Origin of the sequence: Oceanobacillus kimchii X50 (assembly GCF_000340475.1) — a bacterium.
Taxonomy (GTDB): Bacteria; Bacillota; Bacilli; order Bacillales; family Amphibacillaceae; genus Oceanobacillus; species Oceanobacillus kimchii.
On the sequence record NZ_CM001792.1, the window covers coordinates 3,673,243 to 3,686,546 of the forward strand.

Below are 13,304 nucleotides of genomic sequence, written 5' to 3' on the forward strand. Positions count from 1 at the left end.
GGGTCAATCATCCCCATCCTGCCATTCAATTCGATTCATAAAGTCTTCTGCTGCATTATAACCTTGTTGTTGTAAATACCAATTATTCGCTGCCGCCTCTATCAATCCAGCTACATCACGCCCTGGTTGCAACTGAATTTCAATGCTTGGCACATGTACCCCCATATAATCCCGGTACTGCGTTTCAAATTCCAGTTCATTATGTAGCGAGTCCTTTTCCCATTTCGATAGCTTTATATCAAGCGATATACGTGTTTCATCTTGGAAAGCTCTACTTCCATACGCTCGGACTACATTTAATAGGCCAACACTTCTTAATGCTAGAAACTCCTTGTTCTTATCATTATGCGTACCAAGTATCGTTTTATGGCTTAATCGTTTCAGTACCACGATATCATCCGCTACTAAGCGATGCCCACGCCCAAGTAACGTATGAGCCAGTTCACTTTTTCCAACACCGGACTCTCCTCGAATTAAAATACCGATCCCTAATACGTTCATACACACTCCGTGAACTGCAATTTCTGCAGCTAGTTTTCGAGTAAGATAATGATCGACCTTTGCCATAAAATCCACTGTCGTATCTTTCGTTCGTAATAGAGGAATATCTTCTGCATGACAATATTTTTTCAAGTAAGTAAGCCCATCTTGATCAGAAGTCACAATAAAACAGGGTGGATGGTAATTTACAACATTCCCAATTCGTATATCTCGTTCTTGCTCATTTAGCTGATGGAGATAGTTAATTTCCTTTTTTCCTAATATCTGCACCCGCTCCATCGGAAAGAAATCAAAGTAACCAATAAACTCAAGGCCTGGCCGATGTGTCCGAGATTTTGTAATTGTCCGCTCTAAATGGTCATCTCCCGCTAAAACTTCTAAATTAAATTCTTCTACTAGTTGTTGTACTTGAATGGATTTCACTCCGTTGCACTCCTCTACGTTCCTAATGCTTCTTTAATTATAACGAATCAAGGGGGAAAGATACAGAAAAGGATCTGCGAATCAAACACATGGTTAGGTTCATTCTACTGAGCTACTGTGTAGCGACTTCCCACACAAACGGGTCATTCATCGTTGACCAATCTTTTCTCATTTCTTCTGGTGTTAATAAGCATTCATCAAGTTCTTTGATAATTGCTTCTTTAGGAAGATCTACACCGATGAATACAAGATTAGTTTTACGATCACCATATGACTCATCCCAATCTTCTCGTAAATTAGGATTGTTTTTTAATATACGTTCTTTTTCTCGCTTAGATAAAGAGTCTACCCAGTATGAGATTGGCTCTATGGATACGGATGGCCCTGCTTGAGAGAGTAAAAGTGCTAAATCATTTCTAGTTGCACACCAAGAAATTCCCTTTGCACGTACGACTGCAATAGGCATTTGACTAATCCAGTTATAAAAACGTTCTGAATGAAAAGGAACCCTCCTGCTATAAACAAATGAATTAATTCCATACTCTTCTGTTTCGGGAGTATGTTCTTGTGGACCAGCCATTAATTCTTTTAACCATCCTGCAGATTGACTTGCCCTTTCAAAACTAAAACAATTAGTATTTAGTATTTCTTCTGGAATAATTTCACTATAGTTTGTCTGAATAATTTTGGCATCTGGTTGTAATGTTTGTATTACTTTAGTCAATGATTCTAGCTGTTCTTCACTCACCATGTCACATTTATTAATAATTAAAACGTCACAAAATTCTATTTGATCAATAAGTAAATCTGCTAAATTTCTGTCATCTAATTCTCCTACTGCCTGTTTACGGTCGAGTAATTTATCTCCTGATTCATAATCATGCCAGAATCGATACGCATCTACCACCGTCACCATCGTATCTAATCGACAGAAATTCGTAAGATCGATACCCATTTCTTTGTCAATATAAGAAAATGTTTGAGCAACGGGGATGGGTTCACTAATTCCTGATGATTCAATGACAATATAGTCTATATCTCCTTTTTTAGCGATTTTTTCCACTTCTACTAGCAAATCTTCTCTTAGCGTACAGCAAATGCAACCATTGGACATCTCAACTAGATTCTCATCCGTTCGGGAAAAATTGCCTCCTGTCTCCACAAGATCTGCATCAATATTAACTTCACTCAAATCATTTACAATGACAGCTACTTTAAGATTATCCCTATTATTTAAAATATGGTTTAGTAATGTAGTCTTTCCTGCACCTAAATATCCACTCAACACAGTAACTGGGATTTTTCTTCTCATATTTTTCTCCTTTGCTTTTTCAAATTTTAATAGCCCATCAGATTGACTTGTATGAAGAGACTCCACTTAATATAACGTAACGATTACGATTTAGTTATTAAAAAAAACTACATTTCTTACTTAAAATTCCTAACTAAAAGCTGGCAATGGATCTATCAATTTATTCCAATCGGATTCCATTTCCGAATCTGTTAATAAGCATGTATCTAATTCTTTCATAATTGCTTGCCTATCCATTTTTATACCGATAAAAACTAACTCATTCATCCTATCTCCATACTTACTATCCCAATGTTCTAGGAGATTCGGATCCTCGATAATTAATGACTTTCGCTCTTCTTTTGGGTACGTCGCTACCCAATTTCCCGCTCCTTGAATAGATAGTGAAGTACCTGCTTGTGATAGTAATCCAGTGACATTATTTCTTGAAGCTAACCAGAAAAAACCCTTTGCCCGGATAATAGCATTCGGCCAATTATTTAACCATTCATACCATCTTTCTGGATGGAAAGGTCTATTCCGGCGATACACAAACGAACTTATCCCATATTCCTCTGTTTCTGGGATATGCTCCTCATTGAGCTCCTTTATCCACCCAGCTCCTTGGCTAGCTTTTTCAAAATCAAACAAACCCGTATGGAGTATTGCTTCCAATGGTACGGCACCGTACTCCGTCTGTATCATTTGCGCCTCAGGATTTAATTGGTGGAGTACAGCCATTAATTCTTCTTTTTGTTCCTTATCGACTAAATCTACTTTATTTAATATGATTACATTTGCAAATTCGATTTGATCAATGAGTAAATCAATTACTTCTCTTTCATCGCTCTCATTTACTTCTTGATTACGCTCTAGCAAACTGTCTCCAGAGCCATAATCATTCCAAAATCGATTAGCATCTACAATTGTTGCCATCGTATCCAAACTACAATGATCACTAAGATTAATTTTCAATTCCTCGTCTTCATAAATAAAACTCTGAGCAACTGGAATTGGTTCTGAGATACCGGAAGATTCTATAACGATATAATCGATATCCAGTTTAGCAAGTTTATCTACTTCTTGTATCAAATCTTCTCTTAATGTACAGCATATACATCCGTTCTGTAACTCTACTAGTTTTTCTTCCGTTCTACTGAATCCTCCCATTTTTACCATACTTGCATCAATATTAACTTCACTCATATCATTTACGATGACAGCTATTTTTAGATTTTGTTTGTTATTTAATATATAGTTCAGCAGTGTTGTTTTGCCAGCACCTAAATATCCGCTCAACACTGTAACTGGTATCCTCTTAGACAATTGATTTTCCTCCTATGCGGTTTGTAAGATTCGTTCGGTTGCTTTTCTCGCTCCGGCAATATTACGTGATACTGGCCCTATCTCAAGCTCGGCTAAAGCTCCTGTAACAAATAGACCGTTTTTCCACTCTAATGATTTGGAGACGATCGGAAAACCACAAGGAGCGCAAGGTAATCTTATATGATCGATAGCTTCTTTCAACCATTCTCTTCCTGGTAAACTAGGTTCAGCTCCGGTGGATAATAAAACTGCATCACCACTTAACATTTCATCTTGACTAGTCAGCAGTTGTATACATTGACCTTCTAGTTTTGCAGATACAACCCCTCCATTATAAACATGCAATTTACCAGTATTTATTTGTTTCTTAATATTTATATAGACATCCTTTGTAATAGAACCGCGATACCTAGCCTCTTGGATCACTTCACGTCTTTTCTTATAATTCGTTAACTTATCAAAGCTAGTTAAAAACTTAGGACCAAGCCAGCCCGGATCACTGTCAAAGCGGTGAATACGAAAAGGATGACGTTTTACTAATGTAACTGAATTAACATCTTGTTGCTTTGACAAATTGGATGCGAGTTGGGCAGCTGTCATACCACCGCCAACAACGATTATATTCCCACTGTTAGGGAGGTCTTTTTTTAAGTCAAATATATGATTCATACGCTCGTTGTCTTGTAATTCTTGTGCCCAGGTAGGGAAATGTGGCGTATTATTCACCCCTATGGCTAAGATAACACGCTCCCCATAGAAATTCTGGCCATCTTGTACACTTACTTCCCAACCAATGCTATGCTTTGCAAGCTTATTAACCAAACCTTGTCTCCAAGAATCTCTTACTCCTGTTTTATTTACAACATTTAAGCTGTGGTCGTTAAAAAGATCTAGGCGAGGTCGACCATATTTTCCTTTAAAAGGTTGTGTAAAATCATGTAGCTTCGCAAACTTCTTCAAACTATATGGATCCGCTTCTAAATGATGTACTACCGGTGACCTTAAATACTGCATACCGATTTTACTCGTGATTCGTTGCCACATTTCTAATGGCTCAGCGTGCGGGTCAATAATAAGCAACTCTTCCGTCGTTACTTTTTTCTCTATAAGTAGACGAGAGGCTACAGAGCATCCCTGTACACCTCCACCAATAACAATCCATTTATACATAAGACAGTAGCCTCTCCTTCTTCTACATTACCAACTTGATTTCTTCACACCTGGAATTTGTCCTTTATGCGCATACTCCCTAAAAGCAATCCTAGACATTTTAAACTGTCTCATATATCCTCTTGGTCTTCCTGTCACTTCGCATCTACCGGTTAACCGAGTTGGAGAAGAATCACGAGGTAATTTTCTTATTGCCTCATAATCACCTTTTGCCTTTAACTCCCTACGAAGTTCAGCATACTTTTCGACCATCTGTTGTCTCTTTCTCTCTTTTGCTATTTTTGATTTTTTAGCCATCCTAAATATCACCTTTCTTATTTTAAAATTAGATTTTCTTTATCCATATGGATTGCACTTGTAGTTGTACTTTGTTGTTTACTATACTTTCCTTGATAAGCTGTTGTAGGCTTATCTACTTCCGCAATAACTAATTGACATACTCTCCTTCCTTCTATTAATTCAATAGGAAATCGATTTGAATTAAAAAGTTCCAATGTGATTCTTCCTTCAAATCCAGGATCGACCCACCCTGCATTCTGTACGAATAACCCCAACCTGCCTATAGAGCTTCTTCCTTCTATAAATGCAGTAAATTTATTAGATAATCTTACCAATTCCTTTGTTGTTGCTAACATAAATGAATGGGCCGGAATCATAATCGAATCACCTTCCCCAATGAATATCTCTTGGTATGATCCTTCTTCTTTCATAGAAATTTTACTCGTTGTATATTCATCTAATACTTGAAAATGTTGTCCTAGTCTTAAATCAATAGATGCGGGTTGAATATTTTCATCATCTAATGGTTCAATTAATAGCTCTTTTTTATCTAGTTTTTCTCTGATTGTTTCACTAGATAGAATCAAATCATTATCACCACCTTACAGTTAGTTATATAACGCATATAAGATTATCGATAATATAAATGTGCTTATAATCGAAGTAACAAATTGTTTGGAGAAAGTACTTAATGCATATTTATAGCCTAATTCCTTTGTTATCGAATACAACGTCACCAAGCAAGATGAGATGGTAGATGCTAAATAAACGACAATAAACAATTGCCAAACTCCAATTGATTGTAATAGCGTTCCTTGTCCTTCGTTTAAAATCATCATTCCATCTTTTCGAAGGATAGAAAATACGACACCTGGAGCAGCTTCTGCTGGTAACGAAAATATTCCTAATAATGGTGCTATCCATACCGATAAAACGCGTATTATATCGAAATAGTTAAGCGCAGAAGCAATCAGACATATCAATATAAATATAGGCATTGCTTGGAGAAGAAATTGCTTCACGATCGTTTTAACACGAAACACAGTCCCTCTCCATGTCATTCGTTGTAAATATGGAAGAGAGCTCATCATTGTAGATGGCACACCATTTTTTTGCCATAACCTAGTATGGATTGCCCCAACAACAAACAGTAGAAAAATATAAGGAATAAATAATATAGGATGTCCAGCTGCTCCAAATAATGATAAAGATGCCCCTATCTGATAACTACAGGCAGAGCCAAATGAAATCATGGAAATACATGCGCCTCTAGTACAGCTACTACAACTTCTGCTTTGCATTACTGCCACTACATTGCAACCAAATCCGGTTAATACTGGAATCAAATCTCTACCAGTTAATCCTATTTTTCGCAAGTATGGATCCAATGCATAGGTAATATGTTCTTGAATCCCTGTCTCTTCTGCTATCGATGTACTTATGCCCATAAGAATAACGACTGGAAAGGCCCATAGAAACGAAAACCATCCAAGTGTCAGTACACCATATTGACCGATAAATAATTCCTGTATCCATGCAGAATAATTCATAAAAATATTTTCCAGCGGCGAAATAATTATATTTTCGGTGATTGTCTCGAAGTAACTGGAAAATAGAAAAGCTAGGAAGACCGGAAAAGCAAACATACAAATCATTAATAATATAGATATCAATGGCCCCAAAAATCGATGCACCATCATGGTTTCAAACCAATTATCTTCTTTAATTTCTTTCTCTGATGGAAGAAATTGCAGTATATGTCTGTTTAACTTCCATTCTGAAGAAAGGGAAAGTGACTTTAGAATGCCCTTTAAATCAGAAGAATGCAGTAGTCGACTATTACACCAAATGACTGGTACGTTTAATAAATCTTTAATGAACTGTCTCTCTTTTTCCGTCGGTAAATATTTATCTTTATGCGTCACAATAACTGTGATATTTCTCCCTTTTAAATTCAACTGATCTTCTAACAATTGAAGTTCTTCTCTTAAACGAGAGGATTTGACCACTAGAATCAGCTGATCTAAATCCTCCGCCTGTTCTAACGTCATTTTGGTTGTATGGCTGTCATTCTCATAACGAATTCCCGGAGTATCCACGACCCTAATCGTAGGTGCTTCTTTTATAAAACCAGAAGTAAGTACGACGGTAGAACCTTTTATATTCGTTTCCACTCCAGCTTGATTTCCTGTTAATTGCCTAAATATAGCAGACTTACCTACAGATTCTAAGCCGACTAAAGCAAATGTTTGTTTTGAATTAGCACTCACAACGTTCCCCACAATTGGAAAGATCATAAAGATAAAAATTTTCTTTTTGATACATTTCTAGAACCTCTGTATTTAAAGCTAATCTCGTTGCAATTTCTTCAGCTACCACAGCAAACCTTTGTCGAAACTTATAAATATAACAAAACACATGACTCCCATGCCTTAATTCGGGCCCAGCAAGAAAGAGATTATTACATTTAGTAGATTCATCTTTTTCATTAACTAATGGCTCACCATGTTTTCCAAATTGAAATAGCTTGGGGATACGTGACGTACTTCCTTTAAATCCAGTTGCTAAAATTGGTTGTTTTGAAGTTGTGAATCTCTTGCCTTCCTGTGTATATACGTGATATTTATCATCTTTTTTTTCTACGGAAACAACAGTTTGGTTTTGTACTAATTCTATTCTTCCATTCATCATTGATTTTCTTAATCGCTTATAAGTATATGGCGTTAAAGCAGTACTTGGATCACTGCTGTCAATTTCCCATGTTGGGGTTTTTGCAATAAGTGTGGAACTTTTCTGTGCTTTGTCCAATTGACAAACGGCGTCCACTCCACTTTCATATCCGCCTATTACGATATATTGTTCTGAATCCATTTCTTCCCATGCTTGAATTTGGCTGCTATGAAGACAGTGTTCTGCTCCAGAAATAGCTTCTACAGCTGGATATTGATACTCTCCAGCTGCCCAAATAACATATTTACTTAGTACATCTCCTTTAGATGTCTCTATTTCAAAAAGTTGATCCTTTCGTTTATTGAGATTATATACTTCAAACTCCTCTTCTACCGGTAGAGCATAATGATCCACTAGTAAGTCTAAGTATTCCGCATAATCTTCTCCGATCGGGTGTTCTTCATCTAATGTATATGCTGGCGAGGTTTTTGGGGCAATCGCATTTAAATCCGTCTGCCCGAACCCTTGCGCTGGAAAGGAAGGAGTGATAAACCTCATTTCTATTGGCCAACGCCTGAAGGTCTCTCCTATAGTTCCTTTATCAACTATACAAAAACTCTCACAGCCCATCTGTTTCAGTAGTATTCCAATACCGATTCCCGATGCTCCAGCTCCAACGATAAGAACATCATAGTGTTTAACCATCTTATTCCTTCTTCCTATATCGTAAAGATTACGATTAAACTTTTAAAATTTTTTATCTTGAGATACATTTATGAAATTGTTCCTTTAATTTTTGCTTGTTTAAGTCTTTTCCGATAAATACGATCTCGCTTCTTGGTGACGCATCTCCCCATTCGGTTTGTTCTTCTGCTGCAAACAACATATGAACACCTTGGAAAATATACTTTTTCTTTTTTCCATTGATATATAAAATACCCTTGTAACGGTATAGACTTTCTCCAAGTATTTGAACTAAATAAGAAAACCACAGATTTAGTTTTCCTAGATCTAGAGGTTGTGTTTCTATTAACGATAAAGAAGTTACGTTATCATGATGGTGATGGGTGTCATGTAAAAACGCAGGATGCATTTGTAATTTATCCTTTAAATCAAATGAATAGAAATGGATAACTTTATTTATATCAATCTTACTGTTTGTTGTTTCATATATATTAGCAAACGGATTTATCTTTGTTATTCTCTTTTTCAACTTTTCTAACTGGTCAATAGAAATTAAATCAATCTTATTCAATATAATATTATCTGCAAATGCTACTTGGCTAAGTGATTCATCTTTCTGATCTAAATGCATGGAAATATGCTTACTATCCACTATCGTACAGACACTATCTATGTCGTACGCTTCAATCATTTTAGAATCCATTAGGAATGTTTGAACAATCGGTGCGGGGTCTGCTAAGCCGGTTGTTTCTATTACTACTCTATCGAATTCAATCATCCCTTGTTCTCTAGTAAATGAAAGCATCGATAATGTGTCTATTAAATCTTTGCGTACATTACAGCATATACAACCTTTATTGATTTCAATAATCTCTTCTTTTGTCTTTTCAATTAACTGATCATCAATTCCAATATCACCATATTCGTTTACGATAATAGCTATTTTTTCGTTTGTTTGGCGAAGGAAATGATTTAAAAAGCTTGTTTTTCCTGCACCTAAATATCCTGTCACTATAGTAACGGGCGTCCTTGGATCCTTTTTCATGCTTTCCAATACTCCTCTAAAATGGAATTTTTATTACTCGTAATCATTACGATTAATACCCAAAAAAATATGAACCCTTAGGCAAGTTCAACGTAATATCCAGTACTTAGTGGATATTTCTTATAATTCACTTTTCCAGTAAAGAAATGTTTTTCTTTTTTCTAGTTTTCTTGTTACTTTTTCATCGATATCGCTTAACTGTTCCAGTAGTACTTCTAATGATACACCCAGCTTCTTCGCAATTCTTTTATGAGGAGAATATGTTGAAACCATATTCAGCAGTTGTTCGTAGGTATCTGCCTCTTGGATCAGTATATCTTCTATTTCTATAAATGCTTGGTAAATTTGTCTTTCCTTTTTTGGTAATTCATCGATTATGTTGGAAAGAAACTCTTCTTCTATATGTTCATACACATTAACACTCCTCGACACAAAACGTAATCATTACGATTTATAGAAACACTATATCATTGTATTATTCTTTTTACAAGAAAATAACCATATTTTTTAAAAAAGGATTAAAGCGGAGGGATTTACGTTCATTTTTTTTTATGCCAATATATACTATATACAATAAGAAAACGAGGAGTACTCACATGAAAAAAATCACGTACCTTATTCTTTTTATTATTAGCATCGCGATCATGGTTGGTATTTCATTTATTCCGGCATTACAAACAGCTACTACAAGCGGCGATCAATACTTAGGCATTCCTGCATTTTGGTTAGTCATTTATGCAGATGGAAGTTTTGGTTTTCAATGGGCAGGATTTTTTCTAAACATCCTCGTTATATATGTAATTGTCCTCGTTGTCACAAAGGTTTATCAATTGTTCTATCGATTCATTACTTCTCCATAATATTAGAGGAGTGAAATAAATGAATAATGGTCAAGAGCAACCGGAGCAACAAAGAGAAAATTAAGACAAGAAGAGTTAAAGCATCCTACTAGCAGTTCACAAGGCAGTAGCCTCGCTAATCTCGTTAGTAATATGGGGTGGAAAGTTACGTTAATCCTACTCCTTACACTTATCCTAGTTACTGTCGTTGTATCGTTACTTTAGAAAACCCTGAAACTGGAGTGAATATATTGGCAATATTAAAAGAAGTTAGCCTCGTTATAGTTGGAATACTAATTGTTTTTGGTATCAGCATATTACTAAAGTATCTAACGAACTCGCCGATAGATTGGCCAGATACGGTATTTAAAAGTGGATAATCGGAAAATAGTGTGGAAAGGGGGTATAAAATGCTTTTCCTCAATCGTTTTGATTAATTGTCCCCCCGTTTGTTAAACGAAACCATTAATTTTCCTGCGGACTCCCCCCTTTTCGTACTGGTTGATATGTATGAAGTACAGCTCCTGTATGAAATACTCTTGTATTTAATAGCTTCAAGTTGATCATATCAGCCAAATTTTTGAACAAGGGTTGCCCCTTTCCCAATACCACAGGATGAATAATTAGTCTGTATTCATCGATCAGATCAAACCTTGAAAGAGACTGAGCAAATCTTGCTCCCCCGTGTGCCAAGATATAATTTCCAGGCTGTTGCTTTAGACGAGAAACTTCCTCCTTAATATCACCGCTTACCACTCTTGAGCGGTTCCAATTTGCTTCCTTCAGTGTCTTAGAAAAAATGACCTTTGGTATTTCGTTCATCGGGGGGGCAAAAACTTCTGTTGAAAAAGACCAATGATCTGCCATATCGTTATAGGCAACTCTCCCCATAATATGCGTGTCAGCCTGCCATAGCGTATCAACAAGGCACGCTTTCAACTCATCATTAAAGCTACCAAAAATCCAGTCCAAATCTCCATTCGGTTTAGCAACAAATCCATCAAGAGAAACATCCATTTTTAAAACGACTTTTCTCATATATTCGTTATCTCCTTTGTTTGCACAGTCAACATCTTTAAAAGCATTAAGATTTTTTCATTCACAATCAAGCTTCATTCTTATTCTAACAAGTTGTATATTTAATGATTTCTTTTGGATTGCTTTTTTGTTTTAGAAATAACTTAATTAGGTTAAAATGTCCTATCTGGATAGTAATTTGTTTTTTTCCACACGATAATCCGAATACCCTTAAAAGTATTCTTACCGTATTTTTTATTCGATTATTTTTGCTCATCCCTAAGTTAGTCTATAAAAGATAAGCATGCTCATCATTGTTGTCTTGTTTCTAACTATGTAAAAAAGAATAGCAACTGTGATAGTTACTATTCTTGCATTTTTATTTTATAATCTGTACGCGACTGATATATCTAGAATCAACTTCCAAGATGTGGAAGGTTAAGTTTTCTTTCTCTAACACATCGCCTTCTTTTGGAAACTCTGTAAAGTGTGTTAATAAATAAGCCGCTAGTACATCTTCTTCTTCAGGAATATCTGTATCAAACGCATGATTCAATTGATGCAGTGTGATTTTTCCATCACATATAATTTGCGTATCGGTTAATTTCTCAATTAATGCATCTTCTTCAGCATCCATTTCATCTTCAATTTCTAAACCAATCATCGCTTCAATAATATCTTCATGCGTAACAATACCTTCCGTACCACCATATTCATCTAACACAATGGCCATATGTTTCTTTTCTTGTGTCATTTTACGGAATACCCATTCAATATTATTAAATTCATATATATAAAGCGGATCTGTATCACTAAAATTCGAAAAAGGTTGTCCCTTATCATCGGTCCACGCAATTAAATATTTGGAATGGAACACGCCAATAATATCATCAATATCCTCATCATAGACAGGATATCTTGTAAATGGATTCGCGAGTACAAGTTCTTTTACCTCATCGTATGTAGCCGTATTCTCTAATGCTACAATTTCTACCCGTGGCGTTTTTAATACATCTTTTACATTTAAGTTGTAAAAATCCAGCGCACCACGAATACGAGAGCTCTCCTCTTTAAGGAATGTTCCTTCAGAGTCAGCGATATCTACAATCGCTCGGAGTTCTTCTTTTGAAACAGACTCTGTTTGTACCTGTCCTTTAGAGAGTAGGTTCGTGATGAAACCTGTCAGCCCATTTAATAAAAATGTGATTGGTTTTAATACTGTAACTACTAATCGAATGATAGGATATACAAGGTTAGCAATTTGATTGGGAAAACTTGCAGCAATCGACTTTGGAATAACTTCAGAACATATAATAATGGTGACCGTTAAAATAGCAGAGGCTAATCCTACATTAAAACCATACTGCACTGCTATCATCGTTACCAATGTCGGTAACACGATATTAGCAATATTATTCCCTATTAAAATAGCCGTAATAAACTCACTCGGCTTCGATACTAACTTCAGCATTTTTTCTGCTTTTGTATCTCCATTATTCGCTTTTGACTGTAATTTCATTTTATTTGTCGCCGTTAATGCGGTTTCACTTCCCGAGAAGAAAGCTGAGACAAATAATAAAAGTATGATCGCAATGATCACGGGTTGATTCCTCCCGATTCCTTATAGAATATTAATACTATCATAACGGATATATAGCCAACTACGCTATTATAATGTATTCAAATATCATCTTTTTTTATATTATTTTCATAAACTGCCAAATTTAACCCTATTTCATGTTTGATACGGGCATATAGCGTTAATATACATAATAAGAACAGTAAAAAGCAGGTGTATAAAATTGAGGAATCAGCAAGACCTTCAAGAAAAAATTGATCAACTTGAAAGACGCATGGATCATGCTTCTGAGAGCAAGTTGAATCATAATCAGTTCATGAAGTTATCGAAAGAAAAAGATAAGCTCATGAACGAATTAGCACAACTTAAACAGACAGAATTAGAAGGACGCGTATCACATTAACGCGTCTTTTTTCATATATTTATTAAACATGTCAATTCAAGCTATGCAGAATCTCGAGTCATCTCTCATTATGAAAT

15 protein-coding genes and 1 pseudogene are annotated in these 13,304 nt (G+C 35.7%); 4 read left to right on the plus strand and 12 right to left on the minus strand.

The window, feature by feature from the left end:
• Positions 1-3: 3 nt before the first annotated feature.
• The 10 genes from hprK to C794_RS18685 all read right to left on the minus strand — a co-directional run bounded on the left by hprK (position 4) and on the right by C794_RS18685 (position 9,803).
• Positions 4-924, minus strand: coding sequence for an HPr(Ser) kinase/phosphatase (gene hprK, locus C794_RS18640; protein WP_017798696.1), 921 nt, complete (start codon positions 922-924; stop codon positions 4-6).
• A gap of 112 nt (positions 925-1,036) precedes the next feature.
• The gene (locus C794_RS18645; RefSeq protein ID WP_017798697.1) at positions 1,037-2,236 is read right to left on the minus strand and encodes a GTP-binding protein; all 1,200 of its coding nucleotides are present in this window, start codon (positions 2,234-2,236) and stop codon (positions 1,037-1,039) included.
• 129 nt (positions 2,237-2,365) lie between these two features.
• On the minus strand, positions 2,366-3,541 hold the full coding sequence (locus C794_RS18650) for a GTP-binding protein (RefSeq protein WP_017798698.1): 1,176 nt from the start codon (positions 3,539-3,541) through the stop codon (positions 2,366-2,368).
• A gap of 12 nt (positions 3,542-3,553) precedes the next feature.
• A complete protein-coding gene (locus C794_RS18655) occupies positions 3,554-4,711 on the minus strand; it encodes an FAD/NAD(P)-binding protein (protein WP_017798699.1) in 1,158 nt (385 codons plus the stop codon).
• 27 nt (positions 4,712-4,738) lie between these two features.
• The gene (rpsN, locus tag C794_RS18660; protein WP_011067830.1) at positions 4,739-5,008 is read right to left on the minus strand and encodes a 30S ribosomal protein S14; all 270 of its coding nucleotides are present in this window, start codon (positions 5,006-5,008) and stop codon (positions 4,739-4,741) included.
• 17 nt (positions 5,009-5,025) lie between these two features.
• On the minus strand, positions 5,026-5,577 hold the full coding sequence (dcd, locus tag C794_RS18665) for a dCTP deaminase (protein WP_017798700.1): 552 nt from the start codon (positions 5,575-5,577) through the stop codon (positions 5,026-5,028).
• A 21-nt stretch (positions 5,578-5,598) separates the two neighbouring features.
• Positions 5,599-7,260: a nucleoside recognition domain-containing protein gene (locus tag C794_RS20565; RefSeq protein ID WP_017798701.1), complete on the minus strand. Its 1,662-nt coding sequence runs from the start codon at positions 7,258-7,260 to the stop codon at positions 5,599-5,601.
• On the minus strand, positions 7,250-8,365 hold the full coding sequence (locus C794_RS18675; protein ID WP_017798702.1) for an NAD(P)/FAD-dependent oxidoreductase: 1,116 nt from the start codon (positions 8,363-8,365) through the stop codon (positions 7,250-7,252). Before C794_RS18675 ends, C794_RS20565 begins: the two co-directional genes overlap by 11 nt.
• 52 nt (positions 8,366-8,417) lie before the next feature.
• Positions 8,418-9,389, minus strand: a complete 972-nt coding sequence (locus C794_RS18680) for a CobW family GTP-binding protein (protein WP_017798703.1) — start codon at positions 9,387-9,389, stop codon at positions 8,418-8,420.
• A gap of 120 nt (positions 9,390-9,509) precedes the next feature.
• Positions 9,510-9,803, minus strand: coding sequence for a hypothetical protein (locus tag C794_RS18685; protein ID WP_017798704.1), 294 nt, complete (start codon positions 9,801-9,803; stop codon positions 9,510-9,512).
• A gap of 182 nt (positions 9,804-9,985) precedes the next feature.
• Here C794_RS18685 and C794_RS18690 point away from each other — a divergent pair, with 182 nt between their 5' ends.
• The 3 genes and pseudogenes from C794_RS18690 to C794_RS21225 all read left to right on the plus strand — a co-directional run bounded on the left by C794_RS18690 (position 9,986) and on the right by C794_RS21225 (position 10,608).
• Entirely contained in the window at positions 9,986-10,249 is a 264-nt protein-coding gene (locus tag C794_RS18690; protein WP_017798705.1) for a hypothetical protein, read from the plus strand.
• 108 nt (positions 10,250-10,357) lie between these two features.
• Positions 10,358-10,453 (plus strand): annotated as a pseudogene (locus C794_RS21105) (DUF6366 family protein); the annotation flags it as partial.
• A gap of 26 nt (positions 10,454-10,479) precedes the next feature.
• Positions 10,480-10,608, plus strand: a complete 129-nt coding sequence (locus tag C794_RS21225; RefSeq protein ID WP_268258093.1) for a hypothetical protein — start codon at positions 10,480-10,482, stop codon at positions 10,606-10,608.
• Positions 10,609-10,693: 85 nt separating this feature from the next.
• Here C794_RS21225 and C794_RS18695 read toward each other — a convergent pair whose 3' ends face one another.
• Complete coding sequence (locus C794_RS18695) at positions 10,694-11,266, minus strand: dihydrofolate reductase family protein (RefSeq protein WP_017798706.1); 573 nt, start codon at positions 11,264-11,266, stop codon at positions 10,694-10,696.
• Between the two features lie 358 nt (positions 11,267-11,624).
• The gene (locus C794_RS18700) at positions 11,625-12,845 is read right to left on the minus strand and encodes a hemolysin family protein (RefSeq protein WP_017798707.1); all 1,221 of its coding nucleotides are present in this window, start codon (positions 12,843-12,845) and stop codon (positions 11,625-11,627) included.
• Positions 12,846-13,047: 202 nt separating this feature from the next.
• Here C794_RS18700 and C794_RS18705 point away from each other — a divergent pair, with 202 nt between their 5' ends.
• Positions 13,048-13,227, plus strand: a complete 180-nt coding sequence (locus C794_RS18705) for a hypothetical protein (RefSeq protein WP_017798708.1) — start codon at positions 13,048-13,050, stop codon at positions 13,225-13,227.
• Positions 13,228-13,304: the final 77 nt, after the last annotated feature.